This is a genomic window from Streptococcus sp. ELY_137, assembly GCF_058314515.1.
This window is the reverse complement of sequence record NZ_JBZFUL010000006.1, coordinates 58,932-77,023: the sequence shown is the minus strand read 5'-3', so window position 1 is coordinate 77,023 and position 18,092 is coordinate 58,932. Positions and strand designations below refer to the sequence as shown.

21 protein-coding genes are annotated in these 18,092 nt (G+C 42.4%); 19 read left to right on the top strand and 2 right to left on the bottom strand.

The features are described from left to right. The first annotated feature begins 136 nt into the window (after positions 1-136). From AC4HAO_RS06155 to AC4HAO_RS06100, 12 genes are all read left to right on the top strand, one after another. Entirely contained in the window at positions 137-721 is a 585-nt protein-coding gene (locus AC4HAO_RS06155; protein ID WP_491134902.1) for a uracil-DNA glycosylase family protein, read from the top strand. After that, entirely contained in the window at positions 718-1,479 is a 762-nt protein-coding gene (locus AC4HAO_RS06150) for a DUF4931 domain-containing protein (RefSeq protein ID WP_491134901.1), read from the top strand. The genes AC4HAO_RS06155 and AC4HAO_RS06150 overlap by 4 nt, the downstream gene beginning before the upstream one ends. Before the next feature lie 91 nt (positions 1,480-1,570). After that, positions 1,571-1,852, top strand: a complete 282-nt coding sequence (locus AC4HAO_RS06145; RefSeq protein ID WP_491134900.1) for a TIGR04197 family type VII secretion effector — start codon at positions 1,571-1,573, stop codon at positions 1,850-1,852. A gap of 11 nt (positions 1,853-1,863) precedes the next feature. Continuing rightward, complete coding sequence (locus AC4HAO_RS06140) at positions 1,864-2,967, top strand: hypothetical protein (protein WP_491134899.1); 1,104 nt, start codon at positions 1,864-1,866, stop codon at positions 2,965-2,967. Then, complete coding sequence (locus tag AC4HAO_RS06135; protein WP_491134898.1) at positions 2,964-4,748, top strand: DUF3114 domain-containing protein; 1,785 nt, start codon at positions 2,964-2,966, stop codon at positions 4,746-4,748. Before AC4HAO_RS06140 ends, AC4HAO_RS06135 begins: the two co-directional genes overlap by 4 nt. After that, positions 4,745-5,341: a hypothetical protein gene (locus AC4HAO_RS06130; RefSeq protein WP_491134897.1), complete on the top strand. Its 597-nt coding sequence runs from the start codon at positions 4,745-4,747 to the stop codon at positions 5,339-5,341. The genes AC4HAO_RS06135 and AC4HAO_RS06130 overlap by 4 nt, the downstream gene beginning before the upstream one ends. Positions 5,342-5,348: 7 nt before the next feature. Continuing rightward, positions 5,349-5,948: a hypothetical protein gene (locus AC4HAO_RS06125; protein WP_491134896.1), complete on the top strand. Its 600-nt coding sequence runs from the start codon at positions 5,349-5,351 to the stop codon at positions 5,946-5,948. Further along, positions 5,945-6,625, top strand: a complete 681-nt coding sequence (locus AC4HAO_RS06120) for a DUF3114 domain-containing protein (protein WP_491134895.1) — start codon at positions 5,945-5,947, stop codon at positions 6,623-6,625. The genes AC4HAO_RS06125 and AC4HAO_RS06120 overlap by 4 nt, the downstream gene beginning before the upstream one ends. A gap of 5 nt (positions 6,626-6,630) precedes the next feature. Then, the gene (locus tag AC4HAO_RS06115) at positions 6,631-7,236 is read left to right on the top strand and encodes a hypothetical protein (RefSeq protein ID WP_491134894.1); all 606 of its coding nucleotides are present in this window, start codon (positions 6,631-6,633) and stop codon (positions 7,234-7,236) included. Positions 7,237-7,474: 238 nt separating this feature from the next. After that, complete coding sequence (locus tag AC4HAO_RS06110) at positions 7,475-8,095, top strand: hypothetical protein (protein WP_491134893.1); 621 nt, start codon at positions 7,475-7,477, stop codon at positions 8,093-8,095. Further along, positions 8,085-8,561 (top strand): DUF3114 domain-containing protein, encoded by a 477-nt coding sequence (locus AC4HAO_RS06105; RefSeq protein ID WP_491134892.1) that lies wholly within the window; start codon positions 8,085-8,087, stop codon positions 8,559-8,561. The genes AC4HAO_RS06110 and AC4HAO_RS06105 overlap by 11 nt, the downstream gene beginning before the upstream one ends. Beyond that, positions 8,488-9,090, top strand: a complete 603-nt coding sequence (locus AC4HAO_RS06100) for a hypothetical protein (RefSeq protein WP_491134891.1) — start codon at positions 8,488-8,490, stop codon at positions 9,088-9,090. The genes AC4HAO_RS06105 and AC4HAO_RS06100 overlap by 74 nt, the downstream gene beginning before the upstream one ends. A 236-nt stretch (positions 9,091-9,326) precedes the next feature. Here AC4HAO_RS06100 and mnmE read toward each other — a convergent pair whose 3' ends face one another. Then, a complete protein-coding gene (gene mnmE / locus AC4HAO_RS06095; protein WP_491134890.1) occupies positions 9,327-10,697 on the bottom strand; it encodes a tRNA uridine-5-carboxymethylaminomethyl(34) synthesis GTPase MnmE in 1,371 nt (456 codons plus the stop codon). Positions 10,698-10,852: 155 nt separating this feature from the next. On the opposite strand from mnmE, the gene rpiA reads away from it, so the two are divergent. The 7 genes from rpiA to AC4HAO_RS06060 all read left to right on the top strand — a co-directional run bounded on the left by rpiA (position 10,853) and on the right by AC4HAO_RS06060 (position 17,080). After that, positions 10,853-11,524 (top strand): ribose-5-phosphate isomerase RpiA, encoded by a 672-nt coding sequence (gene rpiA / locus AC4HAO_RS06090; protein ID WP_491134925.1) that lies wholly within the window; start codon positions 10,853-10,855, stop codon positions 11,522-11,524. Positions 11,525-11,574: 50 nt separating this feature from the next. Next, positions 11,575-12,786 (top strand): phosphopentomutase, encoded by a 1,212-nt coding sequence (locus tag AC4HAO_RS06085; protein ID WP_491134889.1) that lies wholly within the window; start codon positions 11,575-11,577, stop codon positions 12,784-12,786. 9 nt (positions 12,787-12,795) lie between these two features. Beyond that, positions 12,796-13,590: an alpha/beta fold hydrolase gene (locus tag AC4HAO_RS06080; protein ID WP_491134888.1), complete on the top strand. Its 795-nt coding sequence runs from the start codon at positions 12,796-12,798 to the stop codon at positions 13,588-13,590. A 233-nt stretch (positions 13,591-13,823) separates the two neighbouring features. Next, positions 13,824-14,633: a purine-nucleoside phosphorylase gene (locus tag AC4HAO_RS06075; protein WP_491094107.1), complete on the top strand. Its 810-nt coding sequence runs from the start codon at positions 13,824-13,826 to the stop codon at positions 14,631-14,633. Positions 14,634-15,116: 483 nt separating this feature from the next. Continuing rightward, positions 15,117-15,821, top strand: a complete 705-nt coding sequence (gene deoD / locus AC4HAO_RS06070; protein WP_491134887.1) for a purine-nucleoside phosphorylase — start codon at positions 15,117-15,119, stop codon at positions 15,819-15,821. A 1-nt stretch (position 15,822) separates the two neighbouring features. Continuing rightward, positions 15,823-16,587 carry a LytR family transcriptional regulator gene (locus AC4HAO_RS06065; RefSeq protein ID WP_491134886.1) on the top strand — a complete coding sequence of 255 codons (765 nt, stop codon included), beginning with the start codon at positions 15,823-15,825 and terminating at the stop codon, positions 16,585-16,587. A 28-nt stretch (positions 16,588-16,615) separates the two neighbouring features. After that, the gene (locus AC4HAO_RS06060; protein WP_447452080.1) at positions 16,616-17,080 is read left to right on the top strand and encodes a COG2426 family protein; all 465 of its coding nucleotides are present in this window, start codon (positions 16,616-16,618) and stop codon (positions 17,078-17,080) included. Between the two features lie 79 nt (positions 17,081-17,159). Here the strand turns inward: AC4HAO_RS06060 and AC4HAO_RS06055 are convergent, their stop codons facing one another. Beyond that, on the bottom strand, positions 17,160-18,074 hold the full coding sequence (locus AC4HAO_RS06055) for a LysR family transcriptional regulator (RefSeq protein WP_447452081.1): 915 nt from the start codon (positions 18,072-18,074) through the stop codon (positions 17,160-17,162). Between the last annotated feature and the right edge of the window lie 18 nt (positions 18,075-18,092).

The following is an 18,092-nucleotide window of genomic DNA, read 5'->3' as shown; positions in this document are numbered from 1 at the left end:
TATTTTCAGATCCTTTAGCTAAAATCAGGCTAACTGGCCTTTTTACCAAGTCCCTATAATGGATTACAAAATGGAAAACTTTAAAAGCTTGGTTTTCTCATAAAACCAAGTTTCTTAATGAATGGAGATGAGAAACATGTCAAGGATGTCACAACTTGTTGAGGCCATTATGGCTGATCCGCAAAATGCAGCCTATACCAAGGCAGGAATTGAGCCGCTTTTTACTGCGCCTAAAACAGCTCGTATCAATATTGTCGGCCAAGCTCCGGGTATTCGGGCCCAAGATACCCGCCTCTACTGGAATGACCCATCGGGCGATAACCTGCGCGACTGGTTGGGAATTGACCGCGATACCTTTTATAATTCCGATAAGATTGCTGTTATCCCAATGGATTTCTACTATCCTGGCAAGGGCAGGTCTGGTGATCTGCCGCCGCGAAAAGGATTTGCACAAAAGTGGCATCCCTTGATTTTGCAGGAATTGCCTGATATTTCCCTGACACTTTTGATCGGAAACTACGCCCAGCATTATTATCTCAAGCAGCAAGCGTCCGTTAAACTGACGGATAATGTTCGCAACTATAAGGACTTCCTGCCAGACTTTTTTCCGCTGGTCCATCCATCACCGCGCAACAATCTCTGGCAGGCTAAAAATCCTTGGTTCAAGAAGGACGTCCTGCCAGATTTGCGAAAACATGTGAAAGAAATTTTAGACTTATGAATCAACCGCTTATTTTTAACCCCCGGATTGCTAAACACAAACCCAGCAATCAGGATCGCTGTCCCTTTTGTGCAATTGGCAGCTTAGAAAAGATTATAGCTCAAGAAGATGATATGATCTGGCTGGACAATAAGTATCCGGTCTTGGAGAACACCTACCAAACCCTAATTATCGAATCTAGCCAGCATTTAGGCGATATTGCGACTTACAGCAAGGAGCATAACCGTAAGCTTTTTGCCTTTGCCCTACAAGCTTGGCAGCAGTTAGAAGACAGCCAGCGTTTCAAGACGGTGGCACTTTTTAAAAACTTTGGTCCCCTATCAGGAGGTTCCCTGCGTCATCCGCACATGCAGGTGATTGGTTTTGAAGAAATAGATGCGTATGAAACCATCAAACCAGACAACCTAGACGGCCATCTGGTTTGCCAGCAAATAGATAATCAAGCTAGAGTAACGATATCCCAGCAGCCTCTCAGCAGTTTTAGTGAATTTAATGTTTCAATTGACAGCTACCGAGCTCTCAATCAACTGGCTGATACCGTGCAGCAGGTAGTTCAATATCTAATGCAGGTTTATCTAGGCGGTCGCTGTGAATCCTATAATCTTTTCTTTTATCATCTGGAAGAAGGTTTGGTCTGTAAAATTGTTCCGCGCTTTGTCACCTCCCCTTACCTGATTGGCTACCACCTCAAACAGATAAATGACCCAGAGCGCATAGCGCAGGAGGTTGCAGAGTTACAGAGCTTTATGATACCGTAAAAATAATTGTCCTAAAATGGTTGTGCTCGTGTATAGAACCTAGTAAAATATTTACTAACCACCATATTAAAAAGAAGGGAAATTAATCAAAATGTCGACAATTCAAAGTCAAATGACAGCTGTCAACACTCATACCAGCGCTCTTCACGGTGCTGAGGGAAGTTTAAGCGGTATCAATGATGCCGGAACAGATGACCAAACCACCGTTTCCGGCAACGCTAAAGCCCATGAAGCCATTTCAGAAGCAGCAGCGACTGTTAAGGAGCTCAGCGCCAACCTATCCGCTCTCTCTAACAGTTTTAAAAGTATTGCGGCGGGCTTTGAGAGCGCTGATCAATCCGCTGCTCAGAGTATCCATTCCAAAACATCGTGAGGTGATGCCCTATGTTTCAGTTTTTGAAAAGACTCTTCCGGCGTTCAGCTGTACTTCCTAATGGATCGTATCCAATCGTTAATCACACCCAACAGCCAAGACCGTCCTCTCCATCAGCTTCGCAGCCTGTGCAGGGACTGGGTCAGACTAGCCAGCCGTTTTCAGGTTCTGTCCAGCCTCCTCAGTCTTGGCCTGCTCATCCAGCTTTTTGGTCACCGACCGACCAATCGGTTGATTTGACCACAGTCCAGCCAGCAGGGAGTTATCCAGTAAATGGCGTAAATGGGTCTTCAGTATCGGCCGTTCCCACAGGAGTCAACCCGATTCAGCCGACCTCTCCGCTCTCTATGCCTGCTCAGCCAGATACTCTGTCAACAGTGCCTCAGCCTGTTTCGTCACCGACAGTGGTGTCCTCATCCTCTGTATCAGCTGTCCAGCCACCGTCATCTAAATTAGGTCCTGATTCAGATCAAGCGTCAGGCCAGTCGAGTTCTTCTTCAGATTCTAAGCAGACATCGGCCTCATCCCAGCCTAAGCCGAATCCAAATAAGCCGCCTTTTTTAAATATTTCAGATGAGGAAGATGATGGAGTTCGGATGCCGACACCTGAAGAAGTCAGACGCTGGAATGAGTGGATGTCCAAACGCCTAAAGGAAGACCGAGAAAAGTTTCAAGCTCACTATGGGAAAGCCACCTCTTCCCAAAAGACTGGTGCTAAGTCAGCTGACCAATTAACTGCTGCTCAAAAAGCTTATGCCAAAGCCCAGACCAAGGAAGAAAAACGACGGGCTTGCACCGACCGTTTAGAAGAACTCCGAAAAGAAAAGACTTCACTTGAAACCAAAGAGAGTGATTTAGGTACGAAAAAAATCTATATCGAATCTCAGGAAGATTGGTTTGGCAGCTATAAACGCAAAGTTTCAGCGCTTTTAACCTTGTCCTATGATTTTGAGGAGTTCTCAGATAGCTGGACCAAACACAATAGAAAAATATCGACGGCTTTAGAAAACGACCGTGAGAAACTGTCAAAAGAACGCTCACAGATGCTCGTACGCTTGGACGACATTGACAGGGAGCGCCGTCGGATTAACACTACAGGGGAGGTTCCATCATGAGTGTTGATATGTATTTAGAACTGTCTCTGGCTCAGGCAGACAGTGTGGCTGCTATGGTTGACCAAGCCTTATCGGCTTTAGATCAGCTGGACAGGGCTATCGATGACCTTTTAGCAAGCGGTTCGGAGCTAAAAGGAAAGAGTTACGATTCCTTGCGTGACCATGTCGAAACCGTTATTGTTCCTCACAAGGACGGTGCCCGCCGCTACTTGGAAGAGGTCAAAGAAGCGGTTCGGCGGTTTCCAGAAGCCTATCAGGAAGAAGTGGGACCTGAGAGCCTACGCCAGTCCGATTTGGAAGCCCAGCTGGAAGAGTGCAACGCCGTGATCAGAGACGGTCAGGCCCTCTTAACTGAGATGGAGACCCACCCAGCTGGAGACCATGCCCAAGAGCGGATCAGCGATATGCAGGCGAGTCTTGGAATAGCCAAGCAGGCCAAGGCCAAGATTCAGGATAAGCTGGATCGGCTGCTGGCCTTTGACGCCAGCTCGCCCAGAATCTTTGAAGGCTTAGACCAATTAGCCGCTTCCCTAAAAGCGATGAGTCAGCTCACACAGGCTGTTTGGAATCCGCAGACGAAAACATTTGCCAGCGTTGATCTAAGGGGTCTCGATCTGATGAACAGCAGCCAGTTTCAAGAGATCACCAAGAATGCTGTTTTTGTGCTAAAGTATGATGTCAAGCGCCCAGAAGGGATGTCGGATGCTGATTTTCAAGAGTATGTCAGCACCCTTCGGACCCAAGCCCAGACCTTAGAATCAGACGGCTGGACCACTAAGGCTATTAGGAACGGCTATATTGCCAAGGTTAATTCCTCCTATGATCCCAATAGCGGAAAGACGATTAGTGCCCAACTGGGTGAGTATCTCAATGATGCTAGAACCTTTGGCAGTGAGACCTTCCAGAAGATGTGGGGGATTGATTATCAGACCGCCAAGAACCATAAAGACTCGGCGGCAGCTGAGAAGCTTCTGGGGATTGCCATGAAGTATACGGGCATGCCTCAAGAGCTTGATGGCAGTGCCGAGCAGACACAGGCTATTTTGGATAAGATGTCCGATAGCTTAGCGCCAGATGATGATTTTTGGGATGACTTTGCAGGGACCGTGCAGGTGGCCTATCCGGATAAAAAAGGTGCTAACGCCTTAGGTGATAAAGGCGGCAATGAGGCACTGAAACAGCGAGTCAACCAATTCCGCTATGTCATCTCAGCCCAACAAGCGCAATGGGTACGGGACTGGGCAAGGGAAAGGTATGGGAATGATATCAGTGATGAACAAGCCCTAGCTGCTTACCTTAACGATGGTCATAAATCTAGCTATGATTTCGATGATACCGCTCGTTTTCATAATAAAGTCTCCGAAAGGGGAACTTACCCTGGCGGTAAGAAACAGGTTAACTATAAAATCCTGTCTAAAGATTTCCACACCGAATTTATCATCAGTGAAGATGGCAGTTTTGTCAATGAAATTGACCCCGAAAAGGATGCTTCAGAGAACCAAAATGGAGTAGTTAATGGAGCCAGCTTTAATTATGCGGATGATGGCGATAAGCAGGCACATGAGCGTTTAGATGAAAATGCACCGAAATTCTATGACCCTGAGTACCGCGACACTATGCGTGAGAACGATGGGGATAGGTTTGTATCACCACAAAAGGATCAGTATAAAGATCCTAAAAATGATACATATGGTTTTAAGAATGGCAAAAAAGATCAGTCTACTTACGAAAGAGAACAGGCGCAAAAAGATGAGTTTAAAGAAATGGTAGGTGAATCATGAAAAAATATCTTGTACTTTGTATAATATTATGTACCTTCTTATTAGTAGCCTGTCAGGCGAAAAGTCCTGTAAAGGATGCCAAGCCTAAACACTCAGAGCCAGTGCACCTAGAAAAAGCTAAGACCCTAGAAATTGGGATTACCTATAAAATTGGTGATTCTAAAGATTCTAATGCGTCATATATAAAATTCGTGGATAATCAACACTATGTTTATATGAAGGATTATAGCCATGATACCCAAGAAGAGATAGATGACATTAATAGAGAAGGAGATGGATTTTATCCCTATGTTTTATTCACAGAGGGCCAGTACACGAAGGATGGAGATAATTTAAATTTGACACCTACAAAAACTATGGATGTGGAGTTTAAAAATCCTGAGCATGTTAAGGATAAGATCATAGCTTCCAAGAGATTAGATGAAGGAGCGAATGCTGGCAGAATACTTATCCTTACCAAAAAAGATGGTGCTTATGCTGAAAACAATCAAGAAAATTATTTTACCCTTTATAAAGTAAATAAAGCAATCCCAGATTCGATTGAGGACTTTCTGAAACAGTACGAGTATCAGCCGGAGAAGTTACCTCGGTAGGTGAATCATGAAAAAATATCTTGTCATTTGTATAATACTATGTACCTTCTTATTAGCAGCGTGTCAGGTGAAAAATCCTGAAAAGTCTGCCAAGCCTAAACAATCAGAGACTGTACGCTTAGAAAAAGCTAAGACTCTAGAAATTGGTAATGTTTATAGGATTGGCAGTTCTAAAAAGCTAGAAGGCAGTTATTTGAAGTTAATAGATAATAGTCGCTATGTTTATATGATGGATTATAGCCATGATACCCAAGAAGAGATAGATGATATAAATCATGATGAAGATTCAGTTGATTTTTATCCTTATATTTTATTTACAGAAGGTCGATATACTAAGGATGGGGATAATTTAAATTTGACACCTACAAAAACTATGGATGTGGAGTTTAAAGATCCTGATCATGTTAAAGATAAAATCATTGCTTCCAAGAGATTAGATGAAGGAGCTGATGCTGGCAGAACGCTCACTATTGCCAAAGAGGATAGTGGTTATGTTAAAAAGAAATCCAATGGTAGCTTTCCCCTCTACAAAACAAATAAGAAACTCCCAAATTCAATTGATGATTTTCTAGCCCAGTACGACTATCAGCCAGAAGAGTTAGAGTGATTTTAAAGGCTCATCAGTTCCGCTACGTGATTTCGCAGCAACAGGTGCAGTACATTCGGGATTGGGCTATTAAGGAATATGGTGCCGATCAAGCTGAGCGCATGACTGATAGGGATAAATTAGCAGCATACTTAAAGAATTCCAAGGATACACAATATACTACTACCTCTGAATCAGCACGACTTCATAATAAAGGAAGCTATTATGATAATGAGATGCACTATCCTGACAATAATGAAGATCAAGCTAATTATAAAGTACTTATAGGTAAAGGTCACCATAGCGAATTTATTCTTGATGAGGATGGTAATTTTGTTTCTGAATTAGAAACTGAAAATCGGACCGAAAATGATGTGATCAATGGCTCCAGCTTTAACTACGCGGATTTTCAACAGGATAAAGCTGATGAAGATGACGGCACTGCTAAACAGAAAGGCTATGTCTCCTCTCATAACAGATTAGACGTCAATACGCCTAAACAGTGGGATCCTAAGTTTAGAGAAGATCAATCAAAAGGCTACATCTCTCCCAACAAAGATAAAAAGGGTGATGATGGCTGGAATGACAGCTTTAAAAATCCAAAGGGTAGCTATGCTAAAGATGGTAAGAGTGCTAAAGATCGAACTGACGAGGCAGCTAAAGCCTTCAATGAGATGGTTGATGGTTATGAGGAGTGACTGCAATGAAAAAGAAATTGGCAATAAGTATTTTATTAGTAGCAATTTTGTTAGGAGCTATCAGTATGACTGCCTTAGTGATGCGAAATAACAAGCAGTCCTCGCATTCAGCCCCTCCCAGCTCGTCCTCTCATAAACAGGAAAGTTATGAAAAAACAATTGAGTTGGATCAGGTTTATAAAGAAGAAAATGATGATGCTATTTACTATGATATCTTTAAATCAGATGGAACTTATATTTCTATTCAAGATCGAGCTAGCATTTATAAATCAGAAACTGATCTGGATAAATCAGGAAATGAAGAGGAGGCACGAATTTTTCCAAATATTTATTATAATATAGGAACATATAAATTTAATGGAGATAATATTGAATATAAAATAGAGCAATCAACTGAAATTTATTTTAATGATGTTAAAACTTACAAGAGAGGTAAATATTACACGATAAAGCACGAACATTATAACCAAAGAGTAATTTGGAAAAAAGGTAAAAAGGGCTACTATATTAATGGAGCTCTTCTAAAGTTTCAAAAATCAAATTATGTTATTCCTAACTCAGAAGAGGAATTTCTAGCCCAATATACTTATGACCCGAGCACAAGAAAGTAAAACTGCTCCTTTCCTAGCCATTAATCTCTTAAGAAAATATGGGATCCTGAGTTTAGAAAAGAACAATCAGAAGATTATGCTTCTCCTAATAAAGTAAATGAAGGAAAAAAAGGTGGAAAAGAAGCTTTAAAAATCAAAAGGGTACTACGCAAAAGATGGTAAGAGTGCCAAAGAGCGAACTGACGAGGCAGCTAAAGCATTCAATGAGATGGTTGATAGTTATGAGGAGTAGAATGATATGACAAGAAGACGCATGATGATTATCTTATTGACACTTGTCTTACTTTCCTTATTTGGAAGTATGATTGTAGCAGTTCAAACCCATCAGGCTAAAACTCAACCTTCAAATTCTACTTCTTCTAGTTCTGCTACTTACAAAAAGGACTATGAAAAAGATATTAAGCTAGATCAAGTTTATGAGTATGAAGCACATGATGCTAGGAATATCATAGTGTTTAAATCTAATAACACTTATATATATATTCAAGATCGGGCTACTATTTATAAAACTCAAGCAGATTTAAATGAGGCTGGTAATGAGGAGGAGATGGCAGTAACTCCTGTTATTACCTATGGTACAGGAACCTATGAGTTTGTAGGAAATAACATAAAATACACCTCTGAAAAAACAGTTTCAATTGGCTTTAGCACCGTGGCCAATGTTAAGGCTAGAAAATATTTTTCAAAAGAAAATGAAACTTTTCATAGTAAGGTCATTTGGACTAAAGAGAAAAAAGGATACTCAGTCAATTACAGAGATATTCGAAAATTATATAAATCTGATTATTCTATTCCGAATACTGAGGAAGAGTTTTTAGAGCGGTATACTTACGATCCTTCAACAAAAGATGATAGGTAATTTTATATCAAAATTAGATACTGAAAATCAGACCGAAAATGATGTCATCAATGGTTCCAGCTTTAACTATGCCAATTCAGGGAATGATGCTCAGCACAATCACTTAGACCGAGATTCTGTCACGAGTTGGGATCCTGAATTTCGTAAAAATATGTCTGATGATTACGAGAAGCCGAACCGATCAGATAATCCAGATGAAACCTATAATCTGGTGAGAAAGCTAAGAACCATGATGAACGTGCCGATAAGAACGATGGGCGTAATGGTAGCTCTAAATATGCGGATAGTTGGAAAAATAAGAATGGCCGTTTTGCCCAAGATGGCCAGAGCGTCAAAGAGGCCACCGGGGATGCTGGTAAGGCCTTTGAGGAAGATGTTAAGGAGGCCAAGTCATGAAAAATTTATTTACTTTAATCGGTCTCTTAAACTGTCTTTTGTTGGTAATAGGGTGTCAATCAAACGATAATAAAAAGCCTAGTTCTAGCCAGCATCAGTCAAAAACACAAACCTCAAAAGGAGTAACGTCTTTTGAAATCGGCCAGACCTATGTTCGTGATGATGGGGTTTATTTCAAAATAGTTGATGAGGATACCTATGTTTTATTTGATGACGCAGCGTCCCAATATAAGACAGAACAAGATCTGGATGAAGCCAGTTCGGATAATGAGCAGGCTATGTATCCCCTTTTGTATTTTTACGACTGTCACTATATTAAAAAAGGAGATACCTATATCAGTGATTCAGATACTGAAACCATGATGACTTTTACAACCGTAGCGAATTACAAAGCTGGGAAATATTCTGAAACATCAGATAGGATATCAAAAAATGATCCGGTTGCCATTAAGTTAGGTCCACAAGGATATTATTTAGAGGGAGGGACAAAACCTTATTCACATTTTCATAAATCCGACAAGCAAATCCCTAGTACTAAGGAAGAATTTTTGAAACAGTACACTTATGCGCCTGAGACTGAGGATGATGATAGGTATTAGTTATTAATGAGATGGAAGCAAAGCAAAAAGCAACAGCCCAGAAACCATTGCTTTTTCGCTTACTTGGAATATCCTTTGTCCTAAGTTGCCTCACTTTTTGATTTTTAGGCTCGGGATAAAAAGGTCCACTGGACCCGCCTCGCTTTTTGATTTTTGGGCTCGGGATAAAAAGGTCCACTGGACCCGCCTCGCTTTTTGATTTTTAGGCTCGGGATAAAAAGGTCCACTGGACCTTTTTATTTACCCAAGCAAAATTGGCTGAAGAGCTGGGTGATGAGTTCGTCTGGAGCAGCATCACCGGTGATTTCTCCGAGGATTTCCCAAGTTCTGGTCATATCAACTTGAAGCAAATCAACAGGCATTCCCATTTCTAAGCCCTTGTTAACTTCCTGCAGACTGGCTAAGGCTTTCTCAATCAGGGAAATATGACGGCTATTGGACAGGTAGGTGGCATCTTTTTCGACCAAGCTAGCATTATCGAAGAACAGTTGGTTGATGCGCTCTTCAATAAGATTGATATTCTCATTCTTTAAGACCGATATATCGATAGCGTCTTCTGGCAGACCTTCCCGCTCAATATACTGCGGTAGGTCGGTTTTATTGATGAGAACAATGCGATTGCTGTTCTTGCTGATATCAAGGAGAATTCGATCTTGTTCGGTTAGTTCTTCAGAGCCATTAAGTACTAAAAGGACCAAGTCTGCCTCAGCTAGGGCTTTTTTAGAACGTTCGACGCCGATTTTTTCGACTGCATCCTCAGTCTCTCGGATCCCCGCCGTATCAATTAGTTTAAGCGGAACGCCATTGATATTGACATATTCTTCAATGACATCACGTGTTGTCCCCTCGATATTGGTGACAATAGCCTTTTCTTCTCGCAAGAGATTATTGAGCAGGCTAGATTTACCGACATTAGGGCGGCCAATGATCGCCGTTGATAGCCCCTCACGCAAGATTTTCCCCCGCTTAGCGGTTCTTAGCAAGCCTGTCAGCAGGTCTTCAAAGTCCTGTGTTTTTTCTTGTATTAAAGCCGTTGTGACCTCTTCGACATCATCGTATTCAGGATAGTCAATATTGACCTCAACCTGAGCCAAGGTATTAAGGATCTCTTGGCGCGTGTTATCGATGAGATTTTTAAGAGAACCATCCAACTGCGCTACAGCAATATTCATGGCTTTATCGGTTTTAGCTCGGATGAGATCCATAACAGCTTCTGCTTGGGTCAAATCAACCCGACCATTAAGAAAGGCCCGCTTCGTAAATTCACCCGGCTCAGCCATCCGTGCACCCGAACGAATGAGAAGCTGCAAAATTTCATTGGTAATAGCAAGGCCGCCATGTGTGTTGATTTCGACCACATCTTCGCGAGTGAAAGTCTTAGGTGAGCGCATAACGCTGACCATGACCTCATCAATAACCTGATTGTGATCCATAATGTGCCCGTAGTTAATGGTGTGGGAATCTACTTCTGCCAAATTTTTCCCCTTAAAGAGGCTGTTAGCAATGGCAATTGCTTCACTGCCAGAAAGGCGGACAATGCCGATAGCACCTTCCCCCATGGGTGTAGAAATAGCAGCAATTGTATCAAATTCTTTAGTAATGGACATATGTTCTTCCTTGCCGTGTGTTTAAGATAACCTCATTGTAACGCAAAGGCAGGGGACTAGCAAGTGTTTAATATGGCTTTCAGAGATGGTACTCCCAGCCTTTTCATGATATAATAAGTTGATTAATAACTAGATGGGAAGATGCGATGCAGAATATGGATGAACTCAAAAAAATAGCTGGTGTGACCGCTGCTCAGTATGTCAAAGACGGTATGACTGTGGGACTTGGAACAGGCTCAACAGCCTATTATTTTGTTGAAGAAATTGGCCGCCGTGTTCAGAAAGAAGGCTTGCAGATTATCGGTGTGACAACTTCAAGTGTGACAACCGCTCAGGCTGAGAGTCTTGGCATTCCGCTCAAGTCTGTTGATGAGGTTGACTCTATTGATGTGACTGTTGACGGTGCCGATGAGGTTGATCCTCAGTTCAACGGTATCAAGGGCGGCGGCGGTGCTCTGCTCATGGAGAAAACTGTTGCAACTCCCACCAAAGATTATATCTGGGTTGTTGATGAGAGCAAGCTGGTGGACACTCTGGGAGCTTTTAAACTGCCAGTTGAGGTTGTCCAGTACGGTGCCGAACGTCTTTTCAGAGAATTTGAAAAGAAGGGTTACAAGCCTGCTTTCAGGGAATATGACGGTGTTCGTTTCGTGACGGATATGAAAAACTTCATTATTGATTTGGATCTGGGTTCTATCCCTGATCCTGTTGAGTTTGGTGCTGAGCTGGATCACCAAGTCGGCATTGTTGAACACGGTCTTTTCTGTGGCCTAGTCAACCGTGTTATTGTTGCTGGTAAAGACGGCGTTCAAGTTTTGGAAAACTAATTGTTATAGGTAATGGGTGCCAACCGTAACCACCCTTAGAAAGAAAGATAATGTCTAAATTTAATCGTATTCATCTTGTTGTTTTGGATTCTGTTGGTATTGGAGCAGCACCAGATGCTAATAACTTCTCCAATGCTGGCGTACCGGACGGTGCTTCTGACACACTAGGACATATTTCCAAAACAGTTGGCCTCAATGTGCCAAATATGGCCAAAATCGGTCTTGGTAATATCCCGCGTCCGCAGGCTCTAAAAACCGTTCCCGCCGAAAGTCAGCCAACTGGCTACGCAACCAAACTAGAAGAAGTATCTCTCGGGAAAGATACCATGACCGGCCACTGGGAAATCATGGGGCTCAATATCACTGAGCCTTTTGATACCTTCTGGGATGGCTTCCCTGAGGAAATTATTACCAAGATCGAGGAGTTTTCCGGCCGCAAGGTCATCCGTGAAGCCAACAAGCCTTATTCAGGAACACAGGTGATTGCGGACTTCGGTCCGCGTCAGATGGAGACTGGTGAGCTGATTGTCTATACCTCAGCTGATCCAGTACTGCAAATAGCAGCCCACGAAGATGTCATTCCGCTGGATGAGCTTTATAAAATCTGTGAATACGCCCGCTCCATTACCTTGGAGCGTCCAGCTCTTCTCGGCCGTATTATCGCCCGTCCTTATGTCGGGGAACCCGGCAACTTTACCCGGACAGCCAACCGCCGCGATTTAGCAGTATCACCCTTTGCACCGACAGTCTTAAATAAACTGGATGAAGCTGGCATTGATACTTACGCTGTTGGTAAAATCAATGATATTTTCAACGGATCTGGAATTAACCATGACATGGGTCACAATAAATCCAACAGCCACGGTATTGATACTTTGCTTAAAACCATGAACCTGTCTGAGTTCACTAAAGGCTTCTCCTTTACTAACTTGGTAGACTTTGACGCTCTTTACGGTCACCGCCGCAATGCCCATGGCTACCGCGATTGTCTGCATGAATTTGATGAGCGTCTGCCGGAAATCATTGCAGCCATGAAAGAAGATGACTTGCTTCTTATCACAGCTGACCACGGAAATGATCCAACCTATGCCGGAACCGACCACACCCGTGAATATGTGCCGCTTTTAGCTTACAGTCCGACCTTTAAGGGTAGCGGCATTATCCCAGTCGGCCATTATGCCGATATTTCAGCAACTATCGCAGATAACTTCGATGTGGACACAGCCATGATTGGGGAAAGCTTCTTGGATAAATTGGTATAAAAGATCTAAATGTATCAAGCACAGAATAGAGTCCTAACTGTTAACGGTACCAAAATGGACTACCTGACTTTCGGTAGAGGGACAAAGCCGCTAATTTTAATTCCTGGATTGAGTACCCAAAGAATCAAGGGGATGGCCTTGCAAATGTCCTATGCTTACCGTATTTTTGCCAAAGACTACAAGGTCTACATATTCGACCGCAAGGATAAGGTTGAGGCTGGTTACAGCATTTCAGATATGGCAGATGAATTAGCTCAAGCCATGAAATGTTTGAATCTTGAAAAAGCAGATATCATTGGCGTTTCGCAAGGCGGAATGATCGCTCAGAGCCTAGCAGCTACTTATCCCAAATTAGTCAACAAGTTGGTTCTCGGGGTCACTCTAGCCAAAGTTAATGATCAGGCAAGGACAACCATAGGACACTGGATAAGACTAGCCCGGGATAAAGAGCGTCAGCAGATGGTGATTGATATGATGGACAAGGTCTATTCTGAGCGCTATGCCAAGCGCAACCGCTGGCTGATTTATCTTATGTCTAGATTCATGAAGCCAAAAGAGCTGGATAGGTTCATTATCTTGGCGGATTCCATTTTGCATTTTGATGCCAGCGACAAGCTCAAAGAAATTACTTGTCCAGTTTTTGTAATCGGAGGTGGTAAGGATAAGGTAGTAGGTACTCGGTCATCAGCTGAATTAGCCATGGCTCTCAACTGTGCTCATCATATTTATCCGAATTTAGGGCACTCAGCCTATATTGAGGCAAAGGATTTTAATCAAAGAATTCTGGCATTTTTACAGTCTTAGTTAAAGGAAAAATTTAAATTTTGTAGAAAGGATTGTTCAGTTGAGATGATGAGTTCATCTGCTTAACTGAGTATGGGCTTAAGGACTTCGGCAAAAAAGATACCTAGCTAATCATCTTTGGATGATTGCAGATACGGCTACTTTTAGGTGCAAACGGGACCTAGGCGTCAAGCTGTCGATCGGTTTCTTGTTTTGCTATTGTCCGTCCGTTTAAGGCCCTTAATATCTGAAATATGACATTATTAGAAAAAATTAATCAAACAACCGAGTTCTTGAAAAACAAGGGCATGATGACACCTGAGTTCGGTCTGATTTTGGGATCTGGTCTCGGTGAGTTAGCAGAAGAGATCGAAAATGCTGTTGTATTAGACTACGCAGATATTCCTAATTGGGGACGCTCAACAGTCGCAGGTCATGCCGGCAAGCTAGTCTATGGCGATTTATCAGGCCGCAAGGTCTTGGCTTTGCAGGGACGTTTTCATTTCTACGAAGGTAATCCACTGGAAGTAGTGACCTTCCCTGTGCGAATTATGAAAGCTCTGGGTTGTCAAGGTGTCTTGGTCACCAATGCGGCCGGCGGCATTGGTTTTGGCCCGGGAACCCTCATGGTTATCTCTGATCATATCAACCTGACAGGACAGAATCCTTTGATTGGTGCTAATATAGATGAGATTGGTCCGCGTTTTCCGGATCTGTCCAATGCCTACAGCAGGGATTATCGAGAGACGGCTCATCAAGTGGCTGATAAACTGGGCATCAAACTGGATGAAGGCATTTATATCGGTGTGTCAGGTCCATCTTACGAGACCCCCGCTGAAATCCGCGCCTTTAAAGCCATGGGAGCCGATGCTGTGGGTATGTCAACTGTTCCTGAAGTCATCGTCGCAGCGCACTCAGGTCTCAAGGTTCTGGGAATTTCAGCTATCACCAATCATGCAGCTGGTTTCCAAGATGAGCTCAACCATGCAGAAGTGGTTGAAGTAACTCAGCGTATCAAGGGCAACTTCAAGGGGCTTGTTAAAGCTATTTTGATGGAGCTGTAAAATCAATCTGAAAGGTAGGTGCTTGTATGAAAAATAGAAATTCTAAAAAAAATGCACATCCTAAGTGCAGTTCTATTTCATCTAGCTAGGCTTATCTTTTTATTTCAATCTTCTACCAGAATCATAGGAATCATGTTTATCTGTCTGGGGGCATCACAAACTGCATTAGCTACTGGAAAATCCGATGACGATAGCGATAAGAATTGATCGTTTTAACTGAGAAAAGATGGCGACTCAATCATTTTCAGTTAACCAATCTATTGACTATAGATAGGAGTGGAAACTTGGTTTCTATATTTTACAAGAAAAGAATTCAATCCTCTGGACTTTCTCAATAAAAATAAAGAAAGGATAGGGCACCGTATTTGCTCTAACCAAATACGGGCTAAGGACTGTGACAAAAGGTCGATTGCCAAGAAATTAGAGTTTTCGAGCGATTTCCTATTTTGTCTGGGTCCTCTTAACGCCCTTTATATCTTAACTATGTCTATTCATATTGAAGCAAAACAAGGTCAAATTGCTGATAAAATCTTACTGCCGGGAGACCCCCTGCGTGCTAAATTTATCGCTGAAAATTTTTTAGAAGGTGCCCAGTGCTTTAACAATGTCCGCGGCATGCTAGGCTATACCGGCACCTACAAAGGAGAGCCTGTCTCTGTCATGGGAACAGGAATGGGCATGCCATCTATTTCTATCTACGCTAATGAATTAATAACATCTTACGGCGTTAAAAAGCTCATTCGTGTCGGAACTGCCGGTTCGCTCAATAAAGATGTCCATGTCCGAGATTTAGTTTTGGCACAGGCAGCTGGGACCACCTCCAGCATGATCAAAAATGAATGGCCCCAGTATGATTTCCCGCAGATAGCAGACTTCAGCCTTTTAGATAAGGCTTACCATATTGCAGAGAATTTGGGGCTGACAACCCATGTCGGCAGTGTCCTGTCAATCGATGCCTTTTACTCTGATTTTGCAGAGAATAACATTAAACTCGGCCGGTTGGGAGTCAAAGCTGTTGAGATGGAAGCAGCAGCGCTCTATTACCTAGCATCTAAACATGGTGTTCAGGCGCTTGGTATTATGACTATTTCGGACAGTTTGGTCGCAGATGAAGATACGACAGCGCAAGAGCGTGAGACAACCTTTACGGATATGATGAAAGTGGGCTTGGAAACCTTAGTGGACTAAGATGATGACAAACCTAGTAAAAGAATCCTTAGAAATCCTGCTCAATCATTATGATTATGCCTCGGCTTATGGTATTATCAAATCACAGCCAATTAATCAGGATGCCAAGAGGCTTATTTATCTTATGAAACGTCGCAGACAGCTGGCTATTGATGAACTCTATCAAAAAGATATTCAGCAGGATTTTAAAAAACGCTATCAGTTCGATTTGGTGACTAATCAGCCTGAGGAGGAGCTTTTATCCAACTATATTATGGATTTACAGGCCAAGGTCAAAACAGAGGATATTATTGACTTTGTCCGCGCAGTCAGCCCTATTATTTATCGTCTCTTTATGCGTTTGATTTCCAGAGAGATTCCTGATGTTTCTGACTATATGATAAATGCTAAGGGAATTCAGTACGACACATGGAAGTTCGAAGAGATGAGTCGGTCTGGTGATCCTGTGCTGATGACTTTTGCCGATATCTGGCACGATCCGCGAGTGACGTCAAAAAGTCTGCAGGTTTTGATTGAACATCTTCCCGTTTCAGCGTCTCTCAAAAAGGATGTAACTTTTTTGAGAGATATGGAAAAATCAGTTAGGAATCCTTTGGCTCACTTAATCAAACCCTTCGATGAAAAAATCCTACACCAAACAACAGGTTTTTCGTCGCGTGCTTTCTTGGAAATGATCATCAAGCTGGCCCGTCACACGGATATTGTTTATCACGAAAATCCATTTTACTTTGACCAAATTAATACGTTAATTCTCTCACTTTTATAATTGAAACGAAAGGTTCCCTTTATAAGCTATGAACTATCTCTATACTTTTTTAATCTCTATGATCCCCTTGATTGAACTGCGCGGTGCTGTTCCTTACGGTGTAGCAACAGGTATCCCTATGTGGCAGGCCATTGTTATCGGTATTATTGGCAATATGCTGCCTGTACCAGTCATCTTTTTCTTCGCCCGCCGCGTCTTGGAGTGGGGTGCTGATAAGCCTATTATCGGCGGCTTCTTTAGCTGGTGCCTTAAAAAGGGGCACAGCGGTGGTCAAAAATTGGCCAAGGGAGCCGGTGCCAAAGGTCTCTATTATGCCCTCTTTCTTTTTGTGGGTATCCCCCTTCCTGGGACAGGTGCTTGGACAGGAACGCTGGCAGCTTCTATTCTTGATCTCAAATTTAAGAGTAGCATCATTGCTACCATGGCCGGAGTTGTCCTAGCTGGTTTTATCATGGGCCTTGGTTCTGTATTTGTCAAAGGACTATTCTTTTAATCATGTATGCTTCTATTTACCTATCTTTGATATAAATAAAAACAGTCAGCATTCCTGAATGTACTGCTGACTGTTTTTATTAGTCTTTTCCGTCAAACTTGACTTCTTCCAAGAGATAGTCAATAAAGCGTTCTCCCATTTTAGAGAGGTTGGCTTTTTCATGCTTGAGGTAAATAATGTCAATCTTATCCTCTACATCTAAAGGGATAGAGACAATATCATCTCCGTTGAGATTACTGTTAAGAATCCCTGTTGCAATAGTATAGCCATCCAAGCCGATTAGCAAGTTAAAGAGAGTAGCACGGTCAGATACAACAATGGATTTTTTATGAGGAACTTGCGACATAATTTCTTCAGAAAAATAGAAGGAATTGTGGACCCCTTGCTCGTAACTGAGATAGGGGAAGTCTTCTAAATCACTTAGGGCGACTGAACTTTTGCCAGCCAAAGGATTGGATTTACTGACAAAAATATGAGGCTGTGCCGTAAATAAGTGGGTGTAGGTTAAGTGGTTATCATCGAACATTTTGGTTAACACATCACGGTTATAGCTGTTGAGAAAGAGCACTCCAATTTCTGAGCGGAAATTCTTGACGTCGTCAATAATTTCATAGGTCCGTGTTTCCCGCAAAAACAGCTCGTATTGACTCATATCAGTTCCCTTGAGAAGGGAGACAAAGGCATTGACCACAAAGGCATAATGTTGGGCTGAGACACTGAATAGCTCACGATTATCAGCGGTACTCTTATAACGCTCCTCTAGCAGATTAGTCTGTTCAACCACCTGACGGGCGTAGGAGAGGAACTCCATACCATCCTTAGTCAGAGTAATGCCTTTAGGATTGCGGATAAAAATAGTAATATTCATTTCCCGCTCCAAATCTCTGACAGCATTGGAAAGGCTGGGCTGGGTGATATAGAGTTGTTTAGCAGCTTCATTCATACTGCCAGTTTCGACGATCTTGATAATATAGTGTAATTGTTGAATTCGCATAAGCTTATTGTAACATAA